Source organism: Sphingobacterium puteale, assembly GCF_050986225.1.
GTDB classification, from domain to species: domain Bacteria; phylum Bacteroidota; class Bacteroidia; order Sphingobacteriales; family Sphingobacteriaceae; genus Sphingobacterium; species Sphingobacterium puteale.
In genome coordinates, this window is sequence record NZ_CP158959.1 from 3,368,314 (window position 1) to 3,395,313 (window position 27,000).

Annotated in this window: 18 protein-coding genes; 9 read left to right on the forward strand and 9 right to left on the reverse strand. The window is 42.2% G+C overall.

The genetic code is table 11. The annotated features are described in order from the left end of the window. The first annotated feature begins 116 nt into the window (after positions 1 to 116). From ABTV71_RS14315 to ABTV71_RS14330, 4 genes are read left to right on the forward strand one after another with little or no spacing between them, the layout of a single operon-like run. Positions 117 to 1,679, forward strand: coding sequence for a hypothetical protein (locus ABTV71_RS14315; protein ID WP_433903669.1), 1,563 nt, complete (start codon positions 117 to 119; stop codon positions 1,677 to 1,679). A 1-nt stretch (position 1,680) separates the two neighbouring features. Continuing rightward, complete coding sequence (locus ABTV71_RS14320; RefSeq protein WP_433903670.1) at positions 1,681 to 3,393, forward strand: hypothetical protein; 1,713 nt, start codon at positions 1,681 to 1,683, stop codon at positions 3,391 to 3,393. Further along, complete coding sequence (locus ABTV71_RS14325) at positions 3,390 to 11,504, forward strand: hypothetical protein (RefSeq protein ID WP_433903671.1); 8,115 nt, start codon at positions 3,390 to 3,392, stop codon at positions 11,502 to 11,504. The genes ABTV71_RS14320 and ABTV71_RS14325 overlap by 4 nt, the downstream gene beginning before the upstream one ends. 11 nt (positions 11,505 to 11,515) lie before the next feature. Beyond that, entirely contained in the window at positions 11,516 to 13,486 is a 1,971-nt protein-coding gene (locus tag ABTV71_RS14330) for a hypothetical protein (protein WP_433903672.1), read from the forward strand. A gap of 107 nt (positions 13,487 to 13,593) precedes the next feature. Here the strand turns inward: ABTV71_RS14330 and ABTV71_RS14335 are convergent, their stop codons facing one another. After that, entirely contained in the window at positions 13,594 to 15,915 is a 2,322-nt protein-coding gene (locus ABTV71_RS14335) for a GAF domain-containing protein (protein WP_433903673.1), read from the reverse strand. A 251-nt stretch (positions 15,916 to 16,166) separates the two neighbouring features. Here ABTV71_RS14335 and ABTV71_RS14340 point away from each other — a divergent pair, with 251 nt between their 5' ends. After that, positions 16,167 to 16,916, forward strand: a complete 750-nt coding sequence (locus ABTV71_RS14340) for a YoaK family protein (protein ID WP_433903674.1) — start codon at positions 16,167 to 16,169, stop codon at positions 16,914 to 16,916. 204 nt (positions 16,917 to 17,120) lie between these two features. Here the strand turns inward: ABTV71_RS14340 and ABTV71_RS14345 are convergent, their stop codons facing one another. The 7 genes from ABTV71_RS14345 to ABTV71_RS14375 form a co-directional block, all read right to left on the reverse strand. Next, complete coding sequence (locus tag ABTV71_RS14345; RefSeq protein WP_433903675.1) at positions 17,121 to 17,648, reverse strand: class I SAM-dependent methyltransferase; 528 nt, start codon at positions 17,646 to 17,648, stop codon at positions 17,121 to 17,123. Further along, positions 17,648 to 17,971 carry a hypothetical protein gene (locus ABTV71_RS14350; protein WP_121123368.1) on the reverse strand — a complete coding sequence of 108 codons (324 nt, stop codon included), beginning with the start codon at positions 17,969 to 17,971 and terminating at the stop codon, positions 17,648 to 17,650. The genes ABTV71_RS14345 and ABTV71_RS14350 overlap by 1 nt, the downstream gene beginning before the upstream one ends. Before the next feature lie 66 nt (positions 17,972 to 18,037). Next, entirely contained in the window at positions 18,038 to 18,793 is a 756-nt protein-coding gene (locus tag ABTV71_RS14355) for an SDR family oxidoreductase (RefSeq protein WP_433903676.1), read from the reverse strand. Between the two features lie 71 nt (positions 18,794 to 18,864). Then, positions 18,865 to 19,245, reverse strand: a complete 381-nt coding sequence (locus ABTV71_RS14360) for a helix-turn-helix domain-containing protein (protein ID WP_121123372.1) — start codon at positions 19,243 to 19,245, stop codon at positions 18,865 to 18,867. Positions 19,246 to 19,502: 257 nt separating this feature from the next. Next, complete coding sequence (locus ABTV71_RS14365) at positions 19,503 to 20,081, reverse strand: dihydrofolate reductase family protein (protein WP_433903677.1); 579 nt, start codon at positions 20,079 to 20,081, stop codon at positions 19,503 to 19,505. 224 nt (positions 20,082 to 20,305) lie between these two features. After that, the gene (locus ABTV71_RS14370; RefSeq protein WP_433903678.1) at positions 20,306 to 21,262 is read right to left on the reverse strand and encodes a nitrilase family protein; all 957 of its coding nucleotides are present in this window, start codon (positions 21,260 to 21,262) and stop codon (positions 20,306 to 20,308) included. A 41-nt stretch (positions 21,263 to 21,303) separates the two neighbouring features. Continuing rightward, complete coding sequence (locus ABTV71_RS14375; protein WP_433903679.1) at positions 21,304 to 22,143, reverse strand: DUF6597 domain-containing transcriptional factor; 840 nt, start codon at positions 22,141 to 22,143, stop codon at positions 21,304 to 21,306. Between the two features lie 342 nt (positions 22,144 to 22,485). Here ABTV71_RS14375 and ABTV71_RS14380 point away from each other — a divergent pair, with 342 nt between their 5' ends. After that, a complete protein-coding gene (locus tag ABTV71_RS14380) occupies positions 22,486 to 23,232 on the forward strand; it encodes a hypothetical protein (protein ID WP_433903680.1) in 747 nt (248 codons plus the stop codon). Positions 23,233 to 23,405: 173 nt separating this feature from the next. On the opposite strand, the gene ABTV71_RS14385 is transcribed toward ABTV71_RS14380, so the two are convergent. Then, a complete protein-coding gene (locus ABTV71_RS14385) occupies positions 23,406 to 24,368 on the reverse strand; it encodes an aldo/keto reductase (protein ID WP_433903681.1) in 963 nt (320 codons plus the stop codon). A gap of 105 nt (positions 24,369 to 24,473) precedes the next feature. Between ABTV71_RS14385 and ABTV71_RS14390 the strand changes: the two genes are divergently transcribed. From ABTV71_RS14390 to ABTV71_RS14400, 3 genes are all read left to right on the forward strand, one after another. Next, entirely contained in the window at positions 24,474 to 24,815 is a 342-nt protein-coding gene (locus ABTV71_RS14390; RefSeq protein ID WP_121123384.1) for a winged helix-turn-helix transcriptional regulator, read from the forward strand. A 203-nt stretch (positions 24,816 to 25,018) separates the two neighbouring features. After that, positions 25,019 to 25,921, forward strand: coding sequence for an SDR family oxidoreductase (locus ABTV71_RS14395; protein WP_433903682.1), 903 nt, complete (start codon positions 25,019 to 25,021; stop codon positions 25,919 to 25,921). Positions 25,922 to 25,962: 41 nt separating this feature from the next. Then, on the forward strand, positions 25,963 to 26,880 hold the full coding sequence (locus ABTV71_RS14400) for a helix-turn-helix domain-containing protein (protein WP_433903683.1): 918 nt from the start codon (positions 25,963 to 25,965) through the stop codon (positions 26,878 to 26,880). Positions 26,881 to 27,000: the final 120 nt, after the last annotated feature.

Below are 27,000 nucleotides of genomic sequence, written 5' to 3' on the forward strand. Positions count from 1 at the left end.
AACGCTGTTCACTCATTCTCTAAAAATCTTGTGAATTAAATTATTCTATTTGTTTGGGTATTACAGTGGGATTAGCCCCAAGTCTACACCAATTAAGAACTATAATTTAATCAGATATGAAAACGCTATCAGTTCATCGTTTTTTTCTAGTCAATTTGATATTCGTTTTTTTGTTTGCCTGCACCAAAGAGGGCGATGTTGGTCCACAAGGCCTGGAAGGCTTAAGTGGCACAAAGATTTATACGGGTAATGCCGTTCCTGATGTAAAGCTCGGTATAGCCGGTGACTTTTATTTCCAACTGACGAATAGTGATTTTTACGGTCCGAAAACAACAACAGGATGGGGGGATCCTGTCAACCTTCGTGGCGCCACAGGTGCTGTTGGTGCTACAGGTGCTACTGGATCAACAGGTGCTCCCGGAACCCCGGGTTCTAAAATACTAAATGGCAGCACCGCCCCGGCCAGTACGCTTGGGCAGATCGGTGATTATTACCTCAATCGGAGCACGACCGATTTATATGGTCCCAAAACTGCGTCAGGTTGGGGGATAGCCCTTAATCTTAAGGGGGCCAATGGCACCAAAATCTATAATGGATCCATAGCCCCAGCGGCGAGTTTGGGCCTCAATGGCGATTATTATTTCCGCACCACCACAGGGCAACTATACGGCCCCAAAACGGATGCTGGATGGGGTATGCCAATTAGTCTGATCGGCGCCAAAGGTGCAGATGGTACTGATGGAACAAATGGAGCTACAATCCTTGCGGGTACATCTGTCCCGGATGCGGGAATCGGCAAGCTGGGCGATTTTTACTTTCGCAGCAATACAGGTGATTTCTACGGTCCAAAAACGGCTAATGGCTGGGGCAATGCCACCAGTCTCAAAGGGACAAATGGCCTAAATGGCGCGCCAGGATCGCAGATCTTGAGTGGTATTGCTGTGCCAGCAATGTCATTGGGCCGAATCGGCGATTTTTACTTCCGCACCAGTACCAGTGATTTCTATGGACCAAAGACAGCGACAACCTGGGGTACGCCTGTTAATTTAAAGGGTGCCACGGGTGCTGCGGGATCGAATGGAACAAATGGTTCGCCAGGATCCAAAATTCATAATGGTTATGGCAGCCCACAGGATACGCTCGGAAGGGCAGGTGATTATTACATCAGTATTGCTACTGGAAACTTGTATGGTCCCAAAACCACCAGCGGCTGGGGCGGTCCCATCCTAAATTTAAGAGGTCCGGCAGGGGCACAGACGGATGTCATCTACAGTGAATGGCGAAAGCTCAATAATGTGTACCAATCACCAAGTTCAGGAAATATCAGCGGCGACCTTTTTGTCGCAGAATTTAAGGACAATCCCAAGCTCCTTGACGAAGCTGCGATACTGGTCTATGTACGGGAGGATGCCGGCGAGAAAGGATCATTTATCAGCCAGCTCAATTGCACGGGCCGTCTTTACAATTGGGTTGATTACGGTTTTTCTCTGGATCAAGTCAACGCATTGATCAGAATCTTTATGACAAATACGGCATTCGATATCAGCGAAAAGGAGGTGGAGAGCAATCTACAATTCCGTTTTGTGATCATTCCGGGTAACAAAAATGCGTACGGACTGGCCAAAGCATTGCCCAAGGATTATAATCAACTCAAAGTCATGTATAAGATCGCTGATTAGCATGAAAACTATTGTCCATTTCGCAGTCGTTGTGTGTTGCTTGGGGATTCTCGGGAGCTTAAAGAGCCAGGAGCTAAGCACCATCGCCAAACAGAAACCTTTTCGGTTTGATGGAAATCTGGAATTTCGAAGCATGTTTTACCATGCATCAGGTATTGCCAACCGTATGGAGCCGCTGAACTATCTGATCAGTGGCAGTCCGACGATTTCGTTATATGGATGGAGTATTCCATTTAGCTTCACCTTGAGCAAAAAGCAGAGTTCCTTCCAACAGCCTTTTAACCAATTCGGTCTCAGTCCGACCTATAAATGGGTGACGCTACATGCCGGCTACCGCAACGTCACTTTTTCGCCATACACCTTAGCCGGACATACCATTTTGGGGGGCGGTGTGGAACTGAACCCGGGCAAATTGCGTTTTGGCTTGATGTACGGGCGCTTAAACCGGGCTACGGTCATTGATACAGCATCCATGTCTCTGGTACCTTATTCCTTCACCCGTAAAGGATTGGCCGTAAAGCTAGGCTATGGTACCAGTGCAAATTTCTTTGACCTAAACCTGCTCCACGCCAAAGATGATAGCAGTTCGGTAGCGGATCTGATTCCCAATGCTGTTCGGAAAGTGACACCAGCAGCCAATACTGTCCTGGGCTATGGAACACGCTTCACACTTTTTAAACAGCTTTATATTGAAAGTGACGGTGCGGTAAGTTTGCTCACCCGTGACATCAACTCGACCCTGTCCTTAGACTCCATAAGCGATAAGACACTCCGAAAGCTCGGTAGACTATTGGACATCAATGGGACTTCTGAATGGTTTTTGGCATTTAACGCAGGTATTGGCTATCAGGCCAAAAACTATGGGCTGAAAGTAAACTATCGTCGTGTGGAGCCCGGATTTACCTCGATGGGCGCCTATTACTTTACCAACGATGTTGAAAATCTGACTATCATGCCCAACTATAGTCACCCTTCGGGCAGATTTCGCTTGAATGGAAGCCTAGGAATAGAGCAGGACAATGTACGCTTGCAAAAAGAAGCAACCTCCAAACGTGTCATCGGTACAGCGATGGTAACAGCCGAACTGACAAAACAGCTCGGCATTGATCTTAACTTTAGTAATTTTTCCAATAATCAGAAACCCAATACGTTGCGCTTTGCGGATTCTCTTAAAATTGTGCAGACCACCAGAACCCTGGGGATCATGCCTCGATTCACCATCTCGAGCCCGAAAAGGGTGCAGATGATCTTGCTGTCGATTAATTTCAATAGCATGAATGACTACAACAGCTATTTTGACGCAAATAATTCTCCCAGTAGGGATATCAACTCGGGTCAATACCTGCTCAACTATACTTTGTCCTTGCCACTGGAGAAATTAAGTTTCAATGCCAGCCTGAGCTATACTAATCTAAAATCGACGGGCAATAAAAATAGTTATAGGGGAGTATCGGGCGGAGCTACCTACTTGATGGCCAACAATAAACTCAGCGCAGGCACTAACCTAAGTTACCTCAGGGGAAACAGCAATGGCGCAAAAAGCGATATCTTCAACGGCTCGCTCAATCTATCTTATACCATTAACAAACTGCAAAGTATCCGGGCAATGGTCTACTTTACCAATAACAATCCCGGTTCGGCCGTGACGGGCGTAAACCCTTCATTCTCGGAGACCCGGGGCGAAATTGCTTACCAATTGAATTTTGGATTATGAAATCGATCGCATCTATCAGACGAAATGTGTTGATCCTATTGGGATGTTTGCTGCTATGTGGTATGGCCCAGGCGCAGATACAGATCACATCGCACGTGTTGCCTCCTTATTTGAACCGTATTGCAGACTATTCCTCGCGGCCCGAACTGATGGTGGTGACCGTGACCAATACGTCTACAGTGGAGCTGTCCATACAGCTCACCGCAAGGGTAACTGGAGATAATGGGATTTCGGCCTGGGTAAAACCGGGCTATCGTAGCCCACGCCCAATTATTATCGGCGCGGGACAGACCGTCAATCTAAATGGAAATGACATTGCTGCCCTATTTGATATTAACAAAATTGACTATACGGGTATCAGCCGTGCAGATATGAATCGCGGGGTCGGCCTGTTAGAAGGTAACTATACGCTCTGTATCCGTGCTTTACAGTATAATACACTGGAACCGATCAGCCCAGAGCAACCATTGGGTTGTACGACCTTCCGAATTTCGGATCTGGAGCCACCACGTATTATTAGCCCGTTTAACGAACAACGGGTCGACGTCAAAGGGGTACAGGCGCTTCCTATTACCTGGACTACGCCGCCGGGATCTTCGCCGTTTATCCAATACAAGCTACGCATTGTCGAGGTTATCGTCCCACGTAACGCAAATGATGCCTTTTTGTCCAGCAGACCTTTATTTGAGGAAACATTAACGTCAAATATGCTGTTGTATGGTCCTGCGCACCCTGCTCTTATCCCAGGAAGGCAATATGTCATGGGCGTGCAGGCCAGTGATCCAACGGGAAAATCAACGTTTCGAAACCGGGGCTGGTCTGAAGTGACCTCCTTTATGTATACGGGAAATATGATTGCCGCGCCCCAGATCGTGAGTCCGGAAAATCAAAGTGTTTTTAAGGGCGAAGGACAGTTTAAAGTGGTCTGGAACCCCATCGTCAACGCTGCGCCAACAACATCGTATACCGTTAATTTTTATACCACCGCCCCAAATAAATACACTAAGCAAAACGATGCCGCACGGCCGATGTATACGACCAAGATCGTCGGAAAAAATGAGCTGCTCTACGATTTTGTGAAGATGCCAGTCCTTAAAAAAGGAGAACGCTATCAGGTACAAGTCATTGCCAGTGATCCCACAGGGCAACAAATATTTGAAAACCAAGGCAAGAGTATCCCCGTAGATTTTGTCTTTGATGCCAAAATACACCGCGATACAACCATGATCAAAGGAAGATTGGCCTACCAATTTAAGGATGATCCTAAAGGACATGTTTTCCCGGTTGCCAATCAAAAAGTTTATCTCTCAAAAGTATATGCCCGGGTTGCTCAAGATAGCAGTGGTGTGGTGCAAAAAACAGAACTTACAGGTAATATTGCCAACTTCTTCAATCAGGAAGATGTTTTCGGAGGACAGTATGTGACGACTGATAAAGATGGAAATTTTGAAATACCTTGTTTCTTTTCGTCCCAAGATAGCAGTGGTCTGATACCTGAGGACAAATGGTCTGCCAATATAGGGAATCAGACTGCTGTGATGCCTGCCAGTATACGTTACTATCTGGAAAACATGAAAGGCAAAGTAGGCCTGTATTATAAAGTCGCGGTGCTCAATCCGCATTTCAAAGCGAGCAGTGAATTGTTTTCTTTCAAATCGGGTGGCGAACAAAATGTCAACCAGATCACATTAGATGCCAATGCATATAGCCTAAAAGTCAATGTGCGAGAGATCTTCAATAACCTCAAGGGTGATTATGTTGAAAATGCCAAGATCAAAATCTATCGGCAAAAGGCGAATAAAGAAAATCCAAGCTATGGAATTCCTCGCTATGAAGGTGATCTCTTGAGCGACAAGGACTACGAGGAGGCAATCCAGGGGGATAAGATCTTGATTGCCGAACGTACAACTCCACAATTGAGCGATAAGAAAAACGGCAATGGAGCATATGTGACCATCAATTCGCTGTTCAGAAATTTGCCTTCAGACAGTTATAATTATAAGATTGTCTTACTGGATGGAAGCACTGTATTGCGGGAAGTCTCTTACGGTACGATTGCAGAAGGACTTCATGTCAGCCAAAATCAGCTCAATAACAATCTTAAGCTGAATAATATAGATATGGTCAGTTATAGCAATGGAAAGTCTTTTACAAATGCTTTAAATTCAGATGAAGTAGCGACAGCAAAGGTAAAAACTGCGGCCGGAAACAGCCTCAAAGGATCCAGCAAACAAGGCAGTGCGATGGCCACCATGCCCGGAAATATCGCGGCGGCTAAGCCGGGAATTAATCTTGGAAGCAATACAGCCAAAGGCGGTTCACTTTATGGAAATGGAATCACAAAAAATATCCTCAGCAAGGACAAATGGGCAGATTATCGGTACAACGACCGTTCGGACGAGGCTTTGCTGACACTGGAAAAGGAATTAGCTGTGGCCCCGCGCACCAAATTGACCGGCAATTTAAAATATGCATATAAGAATCGCTCAGGCTTACCAAAACAGCCTTATGCAAATATGCCGTTAAAACTGGTGGTCACCTATGATTTTGTAGAATCGAAATCTACTCTTAACAGTTCAACGACCACCGCTGGCGTACAAGGGCTATTATCTCCAATAGGAAACTATTACAGCAGTGTGAATACACAGTTGGCCAGCTTTGGGTATGGAAATTTTGCCAAAACCGAAGTCGTCGATAAGGGAACATCCATTTATGGTGGCGGCAATAGTGTACAGGACAACTATAAAGTATTACAAACGGTCATGACGGATCAAGATGGAAACTTTGAGTTTGATTTTCCAAATGCGGATATGGCCGGACAATTTGTTGAGGGCACGCTCACAAGGGGCAATGGAGACCTGTTAAGTAGCCGGGAGGGCAAATTTAGACGAGTCTTCCGGTTAGTGCCTGATGTCGCTTACTATTGCGCGCCAGATGAAGCCATTGTGATACAGCCTTGGGAAAGCAAAGATATAGGATCCTATACTTCTTTTGTAAAAACCCAAAATATTCGAGTGTTGGTTGAACGTGTCGATCGGGCAGAGCAACCGCAAACTGCAACTGCTTTTGCCCAGGTGCCAGTCAATCTTTATTTTGACCTGAGCAATAAAGACCATCGTTATATGCCAAGTATTCCGGGGCTGGACAGAAACACCAAAAAGAATATCAATACTGCGACACCCAATTCGGGCTACAATAACTCTGCGGCGCCACTGGCTTCGGCAGCCTCGGTGATAGCTATCAATCAGCTCGCCACGAGCTACACGGCTAATATCGGCGCCAACTATTCAGGGCAGTCGCTCAATAATGGTGTTGTGGCTGCCTCAAGCAACCCATCCCTAGATAATCGCTATCAGCATGTACTGATGCGCGAGGGTGATCTCAGTAACAATGATGGTTACATTGAGTTTAAAGATGTGCTTCGCCCGGCTACCAGGGATGCCGCTGGCACATTGAGCTACATTTTGGAAGCAGATGATCGGGGCCGCGAAAATAATGTCGCCTTTTATAAGGACTATTTCCTGGGTAAAACACATGTATGGACCAACCGTAGGGTAGCCGCTGATGGACCTCAGGGTATTGAAGGTTTTATACCCGGGGCTGAGATTTTGTTTAACAAGGATTTTAACCCGGATGATGTGGTTAACTATAAATTCAGGCTGGTTCCTAAGTCAACATTGATCCGGGGCCGGGTAACCGACGACTTTACCACCTTGGGGGTTAAGGGTGTACAGGTCAAAGCAAGCGTGATTTTAAATGGAAAATCGTATAATAACCAGCGTTATAATTTCCTTTTTGAGGAAGTGACCAGCACCGACGATAATGGTTACTATTCATTCCCCACATTAGAAAAACGGATCGAATCTTTCAACCCGGAAACCATCAATTCAGGAACGGTCTCAACTCAGACAGCCAATCTGGTCAAAATACTGTATGCGCCGGGATACGAAAAACAGCAGGTGGACATCGGCGCTCTTGAGCCAGGATTGTCGGGGCGCCAGATTGTGCGCAACTTTGCCATTAAACCGCTGGGAAGAGGCTCTTATGGTTATGTCATGGATGCCGAGAATAACGCTCCTGTTACCGCAAGGGTCAAGCTGAAAATGAATGGAAGATGGGTGGATACGGAAGGTGCCGCAAGCAGGAAATCCGTTGGGGCAACGTTGAATCAGGCCTCAAGTCAATTTGCCCTGAACAATTTTCAAACCTTGGTCAATCAGGCTGTACGCGATAAAAAAGAAATATCGTTTGGGACCAGCGGCAGCAAGATCCAATCATCCCAAAATGGAAAAGGCGAAGTCACCACCACGCTATTTATCACAAGTAAGGCAGATCTGAATGCCGGAATTGTGGCAGCGGCCACACAGTCCAAATCAAAATTTGGAAACCGGGTCAATTTTGTTTACTCGGGAACAGCAAAGGGCGGCAATACACTGATCGCTCCGGATGTCAGCAAAGAAATTCAGTCTCTTGGTTCTGTTGGGCCACAATTGGTTATGCCATATCAGCGTTTTGAAATAGACCTTCCAACGCGACCTGACTCCATCATGATCTTGCCTTATGATCCTGCTTATATGCCGAGAACTGTGGCTGTATTCGCTCAGGAACCTCATACGGATCTAGGGGATTTCAAGCTGACCCGCAGAAAACACCGCATCAACATTGTCGTCAAGACCAGCGATGGTGCGCGGGTGACTAATGCCAAGGTGTTTATTGAAGGTGCCGGTGATGATTTCAAACGAACGAATATCCAGGGCGAGGCGCGGTTTGAATTTGTCAATAATTCGAAGACTAATTTCAACGTATTTGTAACCAATGACATTGCAAAATATAGCGCTAAGGGCAAGGACAATAATCCAGATGAACTTGGTGGAATCGGTCCACAGGGGACCATTGCTTTTATGCCTACCAGTCTCAACAATGTCAATAGTGAAGATGATCAGGTCCTTCGTACAGTGGTCGTCGAAGTGGAGCGGGCCAATCTTCTCCACGGTAAAGTCAGCTTAGCAGCAGATGGAACGGCGCTTCAAGGAGCACGTGTCTATCTGGAACAGGGGGCAGGTGCGAACTCCGAAAGTGAGACCGAGACCGATGTTAATGGTAATTATTCCATGTTGGTTCCGCAGCTAAAATCGGTAAGTCGATCGATAACAGGTAATTCGCTGAAAATCAAGGTGACGGCCAGTTACCATGCGCAAAGCCGCACTTTTGTTGGCGAGAGCAAATCGATCAGCATTCCAAAAGATAGCAAGGAGCAACAGCTGGATTTTCAAATAGATGAACTCCGCGATATTGACATCAGTCAGTTATATGGATTTAACGTTCGAATCAATAAGTTGGAGCAACAGAACGATGGGGGATATCTCGTTTCTGGTAACCTGGTCGACCTGCCGTTAAACTCGGACTTCAGAGGCGATAAGTTTGCCGGTCAGGAGCCGAACCTAACGTTTAAAAATATCGTCCTTAAGAAATCAGGCTTTGTCAATAATCGCCAGATAGCGAAAGCGGTGCCGGTAGCAGAAAGCATTGACCTGTTGGAAAAAAATATCCGGGTGGCTGCATTTTCGTCATTCAAAGCACAACTACTGGGTACCGACCAATTTATCCGCCTACGACGTGGTGAAAATGATACGACAGGTTCGATCATGGGGAAAGTTCGCATTATCGACAACTCGTTCAATTTTCCTAGCAGTTATATGACAATTAGCAATCAGGATTTTTACCTGGGTAATTATGCTGCGGAAAGTGCATCTAAAATGAATATTGAGGTCTTCAAATCAACTACAAATATCAAAGGACGGCGGTATGCGATCAGCAAAGACCTGGGTAGGGCGATCGAGTTCAAGTATCTGGGTTTTGAAGGCGAAAGTGGCATCCAGGGAGCTAGGGAATCCTATATGCAAAATGATAGCATTCATCTTTTCCTTACTTTGAAAACGACGATACAGGGCAATATTCCTTTGCGTATAAATGCGGGACAGGCCATTATTACCAAAGATATGCTGTTACCGGTGCGGAGTCAAGAGCCTCTGGAATTTCAGCTGGAAAAATGGAAGGTGCAAAGCAAGTCATGGGTGTTGGCCCCTAACTCTGGTGGCATCGTGCTGAATGATGGTAAGATATTTACCAATAAGGCGGACCTGAATATGCGGAAAATGAGCATAATCCCAGGCGAGCTTATTTTTGACAAAAGCGATAATATCTCACAGCAATTGACTGTGGGTGGCAAGGCGAATATACCGCTGCACCTCAATCCGGGTACAGAACTTGTATTCTCCTATGACGCGGACGTAGGCAATATTCCCGGAAAAGGGCATTTTAAATTTACCCTACGTAATGACAACGGGGAAGCTGCATTTTTGGAAAAACTTCCAGGAATGACGCATCGGGGGGATCGCATTCAAATTGGATATATGGCGGTATTGAGTAATGATGAGGAAGTCTTTGGCTTTAGTCAATCTGCCAAAGCGATTACTTTGCAAAGTCAATTATCCTTTACTCCAGGTTCCTTCTTCAGTAGACCGGATGGACTTACGATGAATGGTACTGTCAACTTGCACTTGCCCAAGTTGTTGGACAATATCAATGGCACCATTAGTTATACAGCAGGCGAATCCGGTACACCTCAATTATCCATTGCGCCATTGAGCTTCTCTTTTACCGGCGATGGAGGAACGCGCTTTAAAACTGTTGCGGCAGCAGGAGGACAGCTGTTTGGTGGTCGTGGATTAGGGATTGCGGGGATGATACAGATGCCGGGAACGGATATCGGCATCAAAGCGAATCTCATCAGCATGGTCACATCTTCAGTTCAAGGAACCGGAAACACTGGCGGAGTCGCTGGGGATGCAAAAGTTTTCGCAGAACAGGTTGCTTCACAGGCAGCGGACGAGGCCAAGAAGCAAGCGGAAATCGTAATTGGAGCGTATCGGAAACAGGGAGAGGAATATGCTGCACAGCTCCTGGATGAAGTCATGCAGGATGAAAATGTGCGTGAAAGCCGGGAATTTATTGAGAATCAACTCAAGAGTGCCAACAACACCTACAACGAGCTGATGAAGCTGGGTGAAGACGGAAAACAATATTACGATCAGATCGCTGCTAAAATGCGACTGGCAGGTGCTGGTATGAATACTGTCAATTCTATGATCGATGGTAATCCTATTGGCGGATTTCTGCAGCTTAATGGGGTTTTGCGTGGCGCTTTAGGTATAGATATTGTCGATGTGGCCAAGCAGAAAACCAAACAGGTTGCCATGCAGGCTGTTAAAGCAATTCAAGAGGAATTACCCGTTGATAATCTGGCTGATGGTATGGCACAGAATGGCGGTGGTTTCTCAGGAGCCAAATTTGATTATGACTTTAAAACCGGACGTATGTTTGGGGCACTGAGCATGCCAAGATTGGTGGCAGGAGCTGTTATCCTGAGCAAGGTAGAACTTGAAATGCTCTTTGAAAAAGAAGGCTGGTATTTCTTTGCCGGTGCAGATGTCCTGGCGCCGGTACCGCTGATCTTCCCCTTGGCTGTGGGCATTGGCATTGGAGATCATAATGTAGTCACGCCACAGATGGAAGCGAAGTTTACGAGCCAGTCTTACGTCAAAAAACTGCCGCGTATATTTAAGGAAAATGGCTTCCATGGATTTTTATTCACTGGAAGGAAGGACATTATTCCAGAGACGCATTTTGCGGTCAATTTTGTTGTAGCCGATTTTGAGGTGGGTTTTGGTGCAGGCTTTGATGCGCGGATCTATGGCAGCTTTAACAAGGCAAATCAGGAGATCGGAGTCGGAGCGATGCTATTTGCTCATGCTTACGCGAGAATGGCTGTCTTGGGCGGTGTCTGTGGCGTGAGCGGCTCGGTGGATGCGGAGGTGGGCGTAAAGGCTAAATTTGCCAATACTGGTGGAAATCCGAGCTTTCAAGTCATGGGCTGTTTCTCGGCCAATATTGGAGCGCGAGTCTGGTGTGCCTTTGTGGATGAAAGCGTCAACATCGGTGTCATGGGCAAACTGACCCTGTGTGCTGGCTCCAGTTGCAATAAAGGTGTTGAATTTGAATTTACCAGAAATAGTGGATCTTGTAGCAAAGATCCGGACTTCGATTACTAGAAAACGGAATTATGAAACGTATTGTATGGCTTCTTTGGTTATTGCTTTTAAGCATTCCGCTGTATCCGCAGCAGGCAAAAGTGACAATGATTGGCACACCAAAGGGAATTTATATTGATGTCAATGACCTGGAAATGGCCAAGAAGGGCTATGTTGTGCTCCGTAAAGGATCCGGGGAGGACGAGTTTGCGCTGATCAGGCACATTGTCGCCCTCCAATCCATAGCCTCTGTACAGCAACGGATAAAAGAGCTGCTGTTTATTTTTCCAGAATCGGGGAGCCTATCCGATAGTTTGGCGCAAAGTTTATGGCAAGCCTGGGAGGATCCCCTGAAACAACAGCAATACCTGAGCTTGCAAATTCCCCAGATCCGAATCGGATTTGGTCTGGGACTTATCGATACCACTGCAGTATTGGGTAAAGATTATAGTTATAAAATTGTCGCTGTAGATGGCAGTGAATATAATGCCAATATGACCTATCGTCTACCCAAAGTGGATTTCTCAGCGATCAAAAGTATTGAGGTTGATCCAGGTGAGGCGTTTCCGATTCTCCGTTTTAGATCTGCAATTGGCCAGGCCGCACCACTGTTTGACGTGTATAGGCGAGTGCGGGGCTCGGGTTCTGAGTTTAGACCGGTGTACAGCACGCGGGGTATCAGTGGCAATAGCCAAAATGATTCGATTATTTACTACCTGCAGGATACGACTGCATTGCAATCTGTGCGATATGAGTATTGTCTGATCGGCAAGGATCTTTTTGGCAATCTGGGCACAAGTTCGGATACCGTTAGTTTGCAGGTCGGTGGCTTCCGAAACATCAATAGAGGGTTCAATGTCCGAACGGCAGCGATCGATGGTGGGATTAAGATCTATTGGGAGCCTCTGGAGCAACGCTATGCCTTACAGAATATTCTCTTGTACCGGAGCGATAATTACGATACAAACTATCAACTGCTGGCTACTGTTCCTGTGACAGATACAAGCTATATTGACCAGTCCGTTCGCGCTGGAAAAAGTTATTATTATCAATTGGTCATGCAGGGCGAATCTGGTGTTTCCTTTCCGACGGCACGGGTTTCGGGGATTGCGACAGGCATCGTCAATATCTTGCCGCCGACCCGTGTTCATGCCTATATGCAGGAAAATTTGCCAGCGCTGGACTGGCAGCATATGGACAGTATTAATGTGGCCGGCTTTTATATTTACCGAAGTTTTGATGCAAACGGAAAACTGAGCCAAATCAGCAATTTTATTCCCTATCATGCGGAGCAACAATCTTATCACTATCAAGATAGCTCGGCCACGATCGGCGATGTGATCAGCTACTATGCGATTGCGGCCGTCTCGCATACGCAATCACTGAGCCCCTTGTCTGAAGTCGTAAAACTGTCCATCCCCAAAGGAGCTAAAATGGAGATCGCCGCCCCAAGACAATTGCGTTATCTCTGGTTGGACAGGGAAAGGGTTTCCATCACTTGGTACGATATGGAAAAAATCTTAAACGGCGTCAATTATTATCAGGTCTATCGGAAGTCAAAAGACGAAATTTCATTCCCCACAAGCGTATTTGCAAAGGTGGAAACCAATGAATTTGTGGATACTTTAAGCCAAGCCGGTTCTTATGATTATGCGATACAAGTGGTGATTGATTCGGCCAGAACAAGTGCGCTGAGTAGTGCGATCCAGGTTGAAAAAGTAGTTGATAAGCCCTTAGCTCCTTTAAAAATTCGGTTATATATGGTCGATGATTCCAAGTTGCTTATTCAGTGGGATCGAAGTGCAACAGCGATGAAGGCTTACAATATCTACCGGAGTGCCGGCAAAGCTGATCCGGAATTGGTGAAGACAATACCAGGAAGTCAATTTGAATATCTGGATGCGGAGATTAAAAAAGATAATATGTATTACTATTTTGTCACCTCAGTCGACAGCAATAGTATAGAAAGTGAGCGCAGTCAGTTAGTTTTTTACGGGGAATAATCTGGCGAATTTACATTGGGCCAACGTATATGGACACACTATTGCGCTCCGGGGAGCGGGGATGTTATCATAGCCGTCTTTGCTGGATGTCTTTGCCAATGTCGTCGCTAGAACGCCTTAAATCCCACCCGGATCGCTTTCAGGCCGATCAGCCCCTGTAGATCTTCGACGTCAAATTTCTCGATATCATCCTGCAATAAGCCTTTGTGCTGAAGTAAATTGATATAACCCAAGTATTCTGTCTCTTCGTGTAGATGCGAATAGACAACCACCAATTTCCCCTTTTGGGTAATGCGTTCTGTTGATCCTTTGATCTTCGCTTTGTCGATACGTTTTTTTGCGATCTCATAGCGTACATTGTAGGACCCGTCGATATCAAACTGTTTTTCGTCCATTTTGAAACGGATGGAGATCGGAGTTGCAAAGACGAGAATTAGCGAGGTAACCTCCAGCTGATGTGGTAGTTCAGGCTGGAGCACTCTAAACTGACTTTCCATTTCACACATGACCTGCAGTTGCCATAAGCGTAAATTTTTGAGGTAATAGAGTTCAAAGTTTTTGTCCGGTGCAATGGACGCTCCTATGTACATGTTATGCTCGATACCATCTGTTTTGTAGCGCTCGTAATAATGAGGAAAGTATTCTTGTGCTTCCAGTTGTTTTTCATCGAGAATAGTCACCAGCTTTTTATTGATCAGAGTGATGGAGTCGTCATAATCACGACGGGCCTCGTAGAAACCACCTATACCGAGATTTATACGGTCGAAATAGGCATTGATATCAGCAAGAACCAGGCTATCTTTATTGTTTTTTCTAAAATTCTCGAGAATAGGATGCATATCCATATTCATCTGATCCAGCATGGTCTGTTCGGTATCGGTTGACAATGAGAGGTTAAGTGCCGCAAGATTACGTTGGAGATCAAAGACTTTTTGTTCAAACAAAGGCAGTTTGTGCGTCTGATTTATCTTGGTGAAAAGTGCAATAAGATCAGTTGTCTGATGGATCAAATCCTCCTTTATCGCGTGATTCCGGGATTCGGAGGAACCTTGAACATCAATCTGCCCATAAAGCGGATAGACGTTTTCAAATACTATTTCCTGAAGACTATAATCTTTTCCAAAAGCCCTGTTATTGAGATAATGTATAGCCTCCTCCTGAAACCGCCATTTGACACTCGGATGAATAGAGGTATATTCTCTTTGGATAACTGCCTCAATCTGGTTTTCGGTTTCGGAAAATGCTTTAGAGACCTTGTCTTTGATAAAGGGTAAGATGAAGTTGAGCTTATTGGCATTGACCGAATTCAGCGCACGGATTTTGGACGAAGACATTTCCAGGATACCTAGAACCTTGTCCTCCTGGATAAGTGGGGCAAATATAAAACTCTTCACCTGCTGCTGTTTGAGCTTGTTGATAAAGAATGATTTTTTGGGGTCTGCAACGGATAACTTATCGATATCAGGTACCACCAACAGTTCTTCCTTAGTCAGCATGCTTTCTAGGGTTTCATTGCACAGCATTTCTTGGCATTCAGCTATGGTCGAATCATATAACAGGTGGCTGTATAGCTGTTTTTCTACAATCCGAAGATTGTACTCTTCCCGTACTTTTTCAAAAGAGGTCAATCCAATGCGCAGGTCAGCTATTTTGTAGATAGACCGGAATATTTCCTGAATTTCATCCAATTGCACTTTGGCATCATCGCGCAACAGGTTACTCTTGAAGCTGGATACAGCATTTTCAGTTGTTGCATCAAAGAGGGTCATAATCGAAAAACCTTTCAAGATCCAACTGTTTTCGGGGAATTTGGATTTCCACAGGGCAATATCCGAAAAATTATCAATCAGTTCGATGATATCTTCCTGCGAAAGGGGTACTGCCCGCTCAGTGGGAATAATATCCATAAAGTCTGCGTTGAACAGTACCCGATAATGGTGCATGATATTATTTTTGTCGGGGATGTCCAGGAAGATGGGCGCATCCATCGCATCAACGGGAATACCATAGTACATACTGATGATGACGCAACAATTTAATATATAATAGCTGTCTTCGGAGACATCCCGGAAGCTGAAGGTGTAATGGTCGCCGGCATCGCTGAGGATCTTTGCCAACCGCTCAGTATGATTAAAGGTGTGCAGATGAAAGGGGATCGTAATGGCCTTAATTTCGTTTTTTGTCAATGAATACGGGAATAGATCCGCCAACAAAACCTTAATCACAGACTCATAGCGTTGTAAATCGGCTACTTTTTCAATACCTTCGGTAAGTTCCGGATATTTTTTGATCTCTTCCAGCAACGAGCGCGCATAACTAGCCTGAAAATCGACTTCAGACAATGCTGTCTCTTCCAAAGTGGGGATAATCTTGTGGAATGCGATCAGGGTCTTAAAAGGACTGGTACTAAAGCTGAAATTAAATTGCATAGCGCTTTTTCTGACTAAATTAGATTATTGTTGGAAGACAGACAAAAGTATAAAATTATCGTGTATTGAGCAGTTATTTTTTAACAAATGGCATTGCTTTTACATCCGGAACAATGTCCTGGCTCCGTAGCTATTGAGATATGCGAGCATTCTTTTATTGCATTTCGTCAATAAAAAAGGTAAATTTGGGCCTGTTTCTCATACAGTTGCAAGAGATAGTTTCATAAAATATATAAGGTGAAAACAGCATTATGTTTAGGCATCGTGATAAAGGACGAAATTATATCCATAATGTGCAGTTAGCTGCATTATTATCCATTGTAGCTGGAGTAGTAAATATAGTAGGAGTACTTTCCTTCAAAACACTAACAACAAATGTTACAGGTCACTTTGCTTTTTTTTCGGAAGAGCTTTACCTCAATCACTACCTTTTTGCCCTGCTCAGCATACTCTATGTAATTTCCTTTTTGTTAGGGGCATTTGTCGCCAACACGGCAATGGAACTCACATCAAGGGGAAGAGCACATTTTTCATATAGTGTACCCATCAGTATTGAAATTATGCTGCTTACATTTGTTTCGTTTTTTAATTTCCCCGGTGCCAATAGTTCTGTCTGGCTGTCCTGCACGCTTTTGCTCGCTATGGGATTGCAAAATGCGCTAGTAACAAAGATATCTGGCTCCGTCGTTCGCACAACACATTTAACTGGCTTGTTTACGGATTTAGGAATTGAATTGTCGCAGGTAATTTTCTATAAGAAAACAAATGAACGCAAGCGTTTACGACGAGGCATTCTCCTTAAAATTATCATCATTGGAGGCTTTTTCTTTGGTGGTATTATAGGTGCATTTATATACGGTTGGCTGGGGAGAAAGACCTTACTGTTGCCTGTAACCGCTTTGCTGATTGCGCTTTGTTATGATCGTTTACTGCTCGGACTTTATAGGCTAAAGCGAAGGCAACAAGATCATACTGGTAAACCAAGCGGAAGTTCTAAGTGAAAAATACCCTAATACGCTGAACTATTTTGTTTGGCTTTGGACTGGCATTGACAATTCCAAAGCAGGCGGGACTTGATACGTAACCGATAAAAAAGACCGAACGTACAAAAGTCATGACGGTAGCCTAGTATATTAATGCCTTTGCTTTACTGCTCCAATTGGTATTATCTCATTTGGGAGTGTAACTCGAACTATGTCATGGGATTAAAACGGTGTTTTTTCACAAAAGCAGGCATACATCATTCCCCCATAAGCAGATTTTAGTTCAGCCATTTTTGTAATATTGTTATAACCTAATTTAATAAATAATCTCTTTAATTCTAAAAAGGCTATCGGATTGGGTACCCATCGGTTAGCAATGCTTTGTTCATATTCAACTATTATAAATCGTGGTGTAGATGCAAAATACTTTTCTAGTTTAGTGATAAGATTTCCTTTATCCTTTACGAAATGTAAGGTGTTTGCCATAAGTATGCCGTCTAAAGTTGTAATTGGTAAATCATCCGAAACAAAATCGGCTTTTTTGAAAATCACGTTGATTTGATTGCCCATTTTCTCATTAAGCGTATACAGTGTTTTGTCGATACCAATAATACTGCTTTGCGAAGGCAACATGTTTGCCAAAGCTTCTGTAAAAACACCACTGCCACAACCCAAATCAGCCCAATACTGTGGTACAGATTGGGCTGAGAATTGTGAAAATGATTGTAATAATTTCGTATATTTATCCATTAATAAATTGCCTGTCCAATATCCAATCGTTCAAATTTTCCTTCTGTATTTTGATGAAATTTAAAGTAGGTTTTGAAATCGCCCCAGCTTTCTGTATGAAAATTTCCATAGATATCCAACCCATTATTTTCAACCTTATCAATGCTTGTAAAACGTTCGTGTCCGCAAGCCTCTTTTACGAAATTTGAAAAATCACGAGAACTGCCATCATCAGTCAACTTGGGATTAGCAATGAAGAAAGATATAAATGTTTTGCTATCTCCATCTTGCCACATTTCCAAAGCCTGTTTAACTTTTTCGTTTGTAATTTTTGATAAATCCATATTTTCTGATTGAGCATCGTTAATTAACAGTACAAACAATTTGCCTTTGTCATTGTTTTAGGATTACTATCTTGTCGTATAGCCACCATTTGCAAAAATGGTTTGACCTGTAATCCACCAACCATCGGTTACTAAAAACTCTACTAACGGTGCAATATCTTTAATATCTGTTAAACCACCTAATGCTGAAGCCGATTTGTGATAAGCAACCGCTTCTTCGCTTTCTTGCCCATAGAAAAACGGAGTATCCATTGGTCCGGGAGCAACCGCAGTTACAGAAATTCCACGATCTCCAAATTCTTTGGAAGCTGCCCTGGTAAAATGTTCTACAGGCGCTTTCATTCCTTCATAGGTAGAATAAAAACCTGTGTATGCTGCCAACAATGAAGTTACTATAGTACAAATTTTCCCGTTATCATTCAGTTTTTTACCTGCTTCCTGAATAAAGAAATAAGCTACTTTCGAATTGATCTCACTCATACTGTCGTATTCTTCTTCTGTAGTATCTACAAAAGGTTTTTTCAAAACCTTTCCAACGGTATTGATAGCAATATCAATTCCTCCGAATTTTGCCAAAGCTTCATCAAACAGCTTGGTTATGTTTGTTACATCGGTAAGGTCACCTTGCACCAAAATGGCTTCGGCTCCTGCAGCTTGCACATCTACCAATGTTTTTTCAGCATCGGTTTTTGTACTCTCGCTGTTATAATGAATAACTAATTTTGCCCCTTTAGCTGCAAAATCACGGCTCAATAAGCCACCTAAGTTTTTTGCACCACCTGCAATTAATACTACTTTTCCGTTTACATCGTTTCTTGCCATAATTTAATTTTTTTGTTTCAACAAAGTTCTGAAATGCAAATAGGTATATTATGGTGAACTTTACGGAACTTTTACTTTTTCTTTATTCTCTTTCTAAAACTACCTGGTGTTTCACTTGTCCATTTTTTAAAAAACTTGGAAAAATTTGAAGCATCGTATGTTAATGTCATCGCAATTTTAGCGATAGAAACATCGCTATTGGCCAATAGTTCTTTTGCTTTGTCTATAATTTTAGCATCATAAAAATGACAAGGGTGATTACCTTTTTCTTTGTGAATGGTATCTGTAAGATGATTATGTGATACAGCAAGCTCACGAGCTATCTGGTTCAACTCCATAAATTCTGATGCGTTACCATTAATCACGTCATCAATGTGTTTGTCTAAAAAGTCGAAATATTGCTTGGTAATTTCTACACTGCGTTTTTCTTCTTTATTTAATTTCTCTTCCATTACACTTTTTAGATTGATATCAACAAATAAAATTCAGCAAACAAAAATAAATAAACACGGTGAGCTTTACGGATTTTTATTCGATGTGACTTGATCATATATTCTGTAGTGATATCAATACCTGAATGATCTAATAATTTCGAAAATTATTCTATCTGCATACAGTTGTTTAATGCAATTGGTAATAGTTCCTGTCCTTACTTGTCTTGTCTTAAAACTTCTAGCTGGTTTTTAATCTGCAAAATTATATAGGATGACTACTTTTTGAGTGGGTTATACTTTAATAATACCACGCCATTTGATAATACTTTATGATCAGCTAGTTCTAAATGGAAAAGATTAAAATCTTCCGGGAAAAGAGAATCCCCTTTTCGAATAGACACAGGAACAATCACCAGCTGAATTTCATCAATGAGACCGGCACTTAATAGTGACTTTACAAGTGAAATACTGCCCCATATAATTATGTTTTTTTCTTCGTTCAGCTTAAAAGATTTAACGAAGTTGACGGCGTCTTCTGCAACCAGGGAAATATTTTCGCAGTTACCCCAATGTACTTCTTTTAATGAGCTGGAAAAAACTATTTTTGGAATCCTGTTCATAGCGGAGGCAACCTTGCTATTCTCGCCGCCAGCATCTGGCCAATAGTTCGTAAACATTTTGTATGTTTCCTTGCCAAGAAGAATAAAATCAATACTTTCTATAAGTTTCTCCTGATAAGGTATTAATTCATCTCCGACCATATTATAGGTGCCATCAAAAAAAACTGTGGTTTTTTGTCTATCGGCATAAAAACCATCTACAGATATAAATTCCTGAACAATAAGTCTTTTCATAATCCACATTTTTAGAACATTACTAACGGTATCTAGGAGCGATCTTCAAAAGGTCAGTCGCCCATATTATTGACAGAAGCAAATTAGAGACATTTCTTGCCATCAGAGTTTTCTTATGGCAAGAAATGTTATGCAATGCAAAATTTACGAATCTGACTAAAATTTACAGCAATCCCAACGCATAATTAAGGGTTGGGATTTGTATTAAAATTATTGATTGGAAATCAGCTTTTGTCTGAATTTAACCAAATGACTTTTTGGGTTGATTCATGTTGCCTGCCAATAATATCTCGATAGAGATCAGGTCGTCTGGCATTGATATAGCGATGTCCACCTGCTTGTATCAATTTCTCGGGTGTTATTGTTGCTGTGACAAAACTATTTTCAAATGTTCGGCATTCGGCCAAAATATCCCCGAATGGATCTAAAACCATGGAACAGCCATTTTTTAACTGATCATCATCCATACCAATAGGGTTTGAGAAGACTACATATACGGCATTGTCATAAGCGCGTGCCGGCAGCCATTTCATTAGCCAGCTTCGTCCTTTCATTCCGTCAAATTCTAAGCGCAAATTGGTTGGATCGTTTTCTCGGTTTAGCCAGAGCTGGGGATCAACAAAACCTGCTCCGGGTCTGGATGAAGGTGTACACATGGTGACGTGGGGCATAAAGATAATATCGGCACCCAACAATTTTGTTGCTCGCACATTTTCAATGACATTGTTGTCATAACAAATCAAAATACCGCATTTCCAACCCTTAATTTCAAAAACCGTATACTTTTGACCTGGGTTCAAATGCGGATTAATAAAGGGATGTAACTTGCGATGTTTCGCGATAAGACCATTTTTGTCAACACAGATATAAGGTTTAAATAAATTGTCATTTTCATCCTTTTCAAACAATCCGGCAAAAATGATAATGTTATATTTAGCTGCTATTGCGATCAGTTTTTGGGTACTATCGCCATCAGGAACGAGTTCGGCAATAGCCAGCATCTGCTGCTTATCCAAATTTCTTGCAAAGGTATAACCGGTGACCGAGCATTCGTGAAAGGCAATTACTTCGGCTCCCTGACTCGCAGCCTCCCTTGCAAGTTGTTCAATAATAGCCAGGTTATAAGCTTTGTCCGCACTTTTATGCTCAAATTGTGCAGTTGCAATTTTTAATTTGTCCATAGTACTGTGAATTATATATAGACAAAGTTATTTGGCGGGCTTTAAATAAAATTGTACAAACCCGACATAGGCTCAGGCCTATCTTTAAATTCCATAAAATTTATGGCCAGTTTTGTTGTGTTGTTCAAATATTCAGAAGGTGTTATACCCGTATATTTTTTAAAGGCTCTAATGAGATGAGACTGATCGAAATATCCACCTTCATAACAGATTGAAGTCAAATCCTTTTCAGCTGGTTTATTGCGAAGCAATTTCAAAAAGGAGTGAAGCTGTATGATATTAACAAATTTTTTTGGACTCATTCCAACCTGTTGGGAAAATATTCTTTCCATATGCCGTTCTGTATAACCACTATAATTGGCCATCTGCTCAACAGTTACCAACCCTTTTTGACGGTTTATGTATTGTAAAACAGCAGGAAGTACCTGCTGGCTTGAGCTTTTGTTTTGAACGACCAAATTATAAAAAAATGTATTTAACGCGTGGACTTTCTCATCTGTCTTTTTTAAATAACCAAGGTTTTCATATAAAGTTACAGCTGGTTTTCCAAACACATCTTGAGTAAGAACAATCTGGTCTTTTAATTCATGAGCCGAAATCCCAAGTAGCTTATGAAGGCCATCGGGCTGGAATACAATAATAATAAAGGAAGTTTGCTTGTTGAGAGCTAGGTCTCGAAAATGACTTATCTGGCCATATAAAAATGAATGGGGTAGATGTTGGCTTTGATTCACGGAAAGAAAACCTTGATCTAAAAGAAATACCATCCCAGTATTGCCGTCTGAAAATAAACGTAGTTTTTTATGTTGATCAACGCTACTTTCTAAAAAAAGATAGTGTTTGATGTAAGGAAATAAAATCTTAGGGGGAAGTATCTGCATAATCAAACTTATGAACTGACTAAGCTCAAATGTACAAAATTCTTATATCTTGATAAATAGCCACCCCATCTTTTCTGCGTGTTCTGCTGCCGAAAAGCTTCATGAACTGGATGATATGCACAATGAATTGGAGGTAACTATACGATCGAATATCAATCCTCGTAGTGGCTCGTTTTTCTGTTGGTATTAAGTATATTTTTGAAAGACAGTATGATGCTTAAATCAGTTAGGTGACAATTAAATTTATTTGATTCTTTATTAGGTAGTTAATTGGCACAGGATTGTTACATGTGAAAAAAAATCATAAGTTTGTCGCTTTAAAATTTATAATTTCTTCAATTTATGCTTTTCATTTATACGCGTTACGAATATGTTTTAGGAAGCAAAGATATCATTGCGACTTTAAAAAATGACCCGAAACCGCAGCGTTTCAATCTTCATATCATTACACCTGCGACCAAATTTTTAGGGTTTCCAGTCGGAGGTGGCCTAGTAAAAATGTCTCGGTTAGTGAATCAGCAAGGACAGGTTATTCACGCTAGAAACTATTCACCTGAAATAAAAGAAGAGGTAAAAGCATTTAAGAAGACACTAAAAATTCCATATTTCAAACTCTGGAAGGGATATTTGATTATTGCTTCAATAGCAATTGTTGGATCTATCGTCTACGGTATTAAACTCAATTCAGATGGAAAAAAATACCGCAACGAAAAAGAAAATCTTGTTAAAGCAGCACAACAATTGCAAACAGGACAACTTTACGGCGCCAGTTTTTTTACTGATGCAGAAGGAAATAACATCCAAGGATTGCCAGCTGGTTGGGTCAAAATTATAAAAATAGAAGGCGATACTATTTTTGTACAACGTTCTAAAAAAATGTCAGATCGCGCTATGTTTGAAATGAAAGATTTAGAATCCATTAAGCCCATATCCGATGCAGACTGGAATGACCAAATCGAAAAAATGAATTATCCTTTGTTTAAAGAAGCTGCCAGCAATAAAAACTTAACAGGCATAGATTTATCATATATTGGTGAAGGCCACGATAAATATTCTGGAGTTATTATGTCATTTAAGGGGGTTGAGTAATTGATTTTGAGAGATCAACAAAAGAAAGAATAAGAAAGAAGAGATCGGGATGACCTTCTTTTGGTGGCCAAAAGTATTTGTGTCCCATAGTTATATTGTTGGAATAGAATCAAACGGTAGCGTTTATGAACTGGACAATGGAGATATTTTTACGATCCGTTCAAGCTCTTAAATCAACCTCTCACAGTGTTCAGGAGATCGTGCGGATATCCTAGGCTAATTGCGCTTACTGCATCTAGTTCGCTCAATTCATCAGTTGTCAGATTGATTTCAGCAGTTTTAATATTTTGCTCAAATTGATTGATATTTCGGGTTCCCAGTAGTGGGAACCCCTCCTTTGATAGATTCCACGCAAACGCAATTTGCCCAGGAGTAGCATTGTATCTTTTCGCAATTGATAACAGTACATTAATAATAAGTTTGGTTTTTTCGTCTTCTGTATAGTTAGCAGCAGTCGTATGCGTGATGCGCCCCGCTTCTCCGTTTCTATATTTAGCGGTTAGCAGTCCGCCAGCCAGCGGAGAATACATCATCACGCCAAGACCAAATTCCTTTGCCATCGGGATCAGTTCCCGGTCTGCTGTACGCTGCAATAAATTATACTCAATTTGTAATGCAGTAAGTTTTGTTGAAGCTGTGATAGCCGCTGCTTTCCATGCTGGAAAATTCGTCAGACCTGCATACAATATTTTTCCTTCTCTGATCAGGTCCTGTAGCCCCATGGCTATTTCTTCCAAAGGAGTCACTCCGTCATCGTAATGAGGCATATAAATATCAATGTAGTCTGTCTTCAACCTTTTCAGGCTCTGTTCAACAGCCTGGCGCATGGATTTGCGGTTATTTCCAAAATTGCTGATGGCAGGTTTGGGTTCGCTGCTTCGGGTATATTTTGAACAGATAATAAAATTCGTTCGCTGTCCCTTTATGAAGCTGCCGACTATTTCTTCTGCCTCTCCGAATTGATAAACATCTGATATATCAATAAAATTACCGCCGGCTTTTGCGTAAGCTTTTAATATTTTTTCTGATTCCTGCGGATCTGCTCCATAGCCTTTTCTTGTTCCAAAATTGGCGGCACCCAATATTATTTCACTTGCATAGAGTCCCGTTTCTGATCCAAATAACTTGTATTTCATATTTTTATATTTACTTTGCAACAAAGTTAATGGCCAAAATTGGCTATATCAATTACGGATAAATTTATCTATACACAAGTTAAAGCTTGTTAATATGTATCAGCTATGTACGAAAAAAAGCTTCCAGTTAATTTAGATTGTGGTTTACATCTTTTCCTACTGGTGGTTCAGGGAAAGTGGAAAATAAATCTACTCTGGGCAATACATTCAGGGATTAGACGTCCCGGTGAACTTCAGCGGAAAATCGTCGGTGCTTCAAGACGAGTACTGGATGTACAGCTCAATCAATTGATAGAACATAAGTTAATTAGCAAAAAGGTTTACGACGAGCTTCCGCAAAAAGTAGAATATGAACTTACCCAGTTAGGTGAAAGCCTTATACCCGTCATTGAGGTAACGGCGAGATGGGGTGAGGACCACAGAAATGAACTGGAACAGTTTTTTTGAGGTTTAGCCATCAACGTAATTTGCCATGCCGTTATTATTCAAATAGTATAGTCCAATAGATTTTATTTTACCGGGATCATCTTGGAATATTGATCAGCTAGTTCCGTGATTACCTCATTTCAGTTTCGGCTACAACAAATTCATTTCTGGCTACATTTATCAGCTCGTCAAGCCAGAACTTTGCTTCATAAATAAAACTCGACATGAAAGTATTTGTTACAGGTGCTACAGGTTTCGTAGGAACAGCTGTGGTGCAGGAATTATTGGAAGCCGGACACGAGGTTCTGGGACTGGCAAGATCAGAAGAATCAGTAAAGAAATTGGTTGAGGTAGGAGCGAGAGCCCACCGTGGCGACCTGACAGATTTTGAAAGCTTAAAGTCAGGAGCCAGACTCTCCGATGCTGTTATCCATCTGGGTTTTGTCCACGATTTTGGGCGTTTTAATGAGATGTGTATGTTAGATGTTGAAGTAATCCGAGCAATTGGAGATGCTCTGATTGGCACCGAAAAGCCTTTTCTTATCACTTCTGGTACTGCATTGTTTTCAAAAGATGGAATTACTACGGAGAAAGACCGCAGCGTAAATCATCCACATCCAAGGATTGCTACCGAAAATGCAGCGGACGATCAAGTTGCTAGAGGCGTAAATGTTGCGGTTATTAGATTATCTCCTGCTGTACATGGTGAAGGCGATAAGATAGGTTTTGTTCCATTGTTTATCAAAATAGCAAAGGAAAAGGGGGTGTCAGCCGTCATCAACGATGGAATTAACCACTGGCCGGCTGTTCACCGTTTGGATGCCGCAAAGCTTTACCGTTTGGCGCTAGAAAAATCTTTTGAAAAAGGAACCAGATATCATGCTGTGGCTGAAGAGGGCATTCAGCTTAAAAAGGTGGCCGCCGAACTTGCTGAACGTCTCCGTATACCTTTAGCTTCCTTAAGCCCTCAAGATGCTGAACAGCACTTCTCCTGGTTTACACATTTTGCAAAGCTGGACAATCTAAGCTCCAGTGTGCAGACGAGGAAAGCGTTGGGCTGGAACCCGGTTCATCCAACTTTACTGGAAGATTTAAAAGGTTCGTATTACTTTTCTGAGCATCAATAATTTGTATTTTTGTACTTGTATAAATTAAAATTCGTAAAATCATGTCAGATAACAAACCGATAAGGTTGAAGACCATTTCCGAATTTCATAAGCTGCGTGGATTGCCGGCACCGAAGCACCCACTGATTAGCGTGATCAATTTTGACGATATGACCGAGCACACTAAGGTAGGAAAACAAAGTCTGTTGTTTGATTTTTATATGATTTCGGTAAAACGGAATATGGACCACAAGTACAGGTATGGGCAGAAAGATTATGATTTTGACGAAGGTGTGATGTTTTTTATGGCACCACATCAGGTATTAAGTGTTATACGTGAAGAACAAGGAAAGAATCCTTCCGGATGGATGTTAATGATCCATCCGGACTTTCTTTGGAACACATCGCTTTCCACTTCGATCAAAAGATATGAATTTTTTGATTATTCGGTTAATGAAGCGCTATTCCTATCAGAAGAAGAGGAAATAAAAATACTGCATATCATCGAAAATATCAAGCAGGAATATCAGAGCAATATTGACCCGTTCAGCCAAAATATTATCATTTCTCAATTGGAGACTCTATTTAATTATTCCCAGCGTTTCTATCAACGTCAGTTTATCACGCGTAAAAAAGCTAGCCATCAGTTTTTGGAAAAGCTGGAGATCTTTCTTAATGAGTATTTTGAAGGAAAACTGACTATGGAGAATGGATTGCCCACGGTACGGCTGCTATCTGAGAAACTAAACATGTCAACACAATATATGCGGGGGCTGCTCAAGTCGGTGACAGGACAAACCACCCAGCAGATCATCCACGAGAAAGTGATCGAAAAAGCTAAAGAGCGGCTTTCCACAACTGACCTTACCATAGGTGAGATCGCTTATGAACTGGGCTTTGAACATTCACAGTCATTCAATAAACTGTTTAAAGCCAAGACCAATATTTCTCCTAGGGAATTTCGTAAATCATTTAACTGATAATTTGGGTCTAATCTTATGACCCTTAAATCAGTCCCTGGCTTCCTTAAGTTGAACCGGACGCTAATTCCGCCATGCTTCTCTGTTGAATTCTCGATACTTTTCATCAATGAAAGAATA

Excerpts from the sequence above, each read along its gene's own strand:
- ABTV71_RS14390 (WP_121123384.1), top strand. The coding sequence starts at position 24,474 with ATGTACGAAAAAAAGCTTCCAGTTAATTTAGATTGTGGTTTACATCTT.
- ABTV71_RS14335 (WP_433903673.1), bottom strand. The coding sequence starts at position 15,915 with ATGCAATTTAATTTCAGCTTTAGTACCAGTCCTTTTAAGACCCTGATC.
- ABTV71_RS14355 (WP_433903676.1), bottom strand. The coding sequence starts at position 18,793 with ATGGCAAGAAACGATGTAAACGGAAAAGTAGTATTAATTGCAGGTGGT.
- ABTV71_RS14350 (WP_121123368.1), bottom strand. The coding sequence starts at position 17,971 with ATGGATTTATCAAAAATTACAAACGAAAAAGTTAAACAGGCTTTGGAA.
- ABTV71_RS14385 (WP_433903681.1), bottom strand. The coding sequence starts at position 24,368 with ATGAAATACAAGTTATTTGGATCAGAAACGGGACTCTATGCAAGTGAA.
- ABTV71_RS14315 (WP_433903669.1), top strand. The coding sequence starts at position 117 with ATGAAAACGCTATCAGTTCATCGTTTTTTTCTAGTCAATTTGATATTC.
- ABTV71_RS14325 (WP_433903671.1), top strand. The coding sequence starts at position 3,390 with ATGAAATCGATCGCATCTATCAGACGAAATGTGTTGATCCTATTGGGA.
- ABTV71_RS14320 (WP_433903670.1), top strand. The coding sequence starts at position 1,681 with ATGAAAACTATTGTCCATTTCGCAGTCGTTGTGTGTTGCTTGGGGATT.
- ABTV71_RS14400 (WP_433903683.1), top strand. The coding sequence starts at position 25,963 with ATGTCAGATAACAAACCGATAAGGTTGAAGACCATTTCCGAATTTCAT.
- ABTV71_RS14360 (WP_121123372.1), bottom strand. The coding sequence starts at position 19,245 with ATGGAAGAGAAATTAAATAAAGAAGAAAAACGCAGTGTAGAAATTACC.
- ABTV71_RS14375 (WP_433903679.1), bottom strand. The coding sequence starts at position 22,143 with ATGCAGATACTTCCCCCTAAGATTTTATTTCCTTACATCAAACACTAT.
- ABTV71_RS14345 (WP_433903675.1), bottom strand. The coding sequence starts at position 17,648 with ATGGATAAATATACGAAATTATTACAATCATTTTCACAATTCTCAGCC.
- ABTV71_RS14380 (WP_433903680.1), top strand. The coding sequence starts at position 22,486 with ATGCTTTTCATTTATACGCGTTACGAATATGTTTTAGGAAGCAAAGAT.
- ABTV71_RS14370 (WP_433903678.1), bottom strand. The coding sequence starts at position 21,262 with ATGGACAAATTAAAAATTGCAACTGCACAATTTGAGCATAAAAGTGCG.
- ABTV71_RS14395 (WP_433903682.1), top strand. The coding sequence starts at position 25,019 with ATGAAAGTATTTGTTACAGGTGCTACAGGTTTCGTAGGAACAGCTGTG.
- ABTV71_RS14365 (WP_433903677.1), bottom strand. The coding sequence starts at position 20,081 with ATGAAAAGACTTATTGTTCAGGAATTTATATCTGTAGATGGTTTTTAT.
- ABTV71_RS14340 (WP_433903674.1), top strand. The coding sequence starts at position 16,167 with ATGTTTAGGCATCGTGATAAAGGACGAAATTATATCCATAATGTGCAG.
- ABTV71_RS14330 (WP_433903672.1), top strand. The coding sequence starts at position 11,516 with ATGAAACGTATTGTATGGCTTCTTTGGTTATTGCTTTTAAGCATTCCG.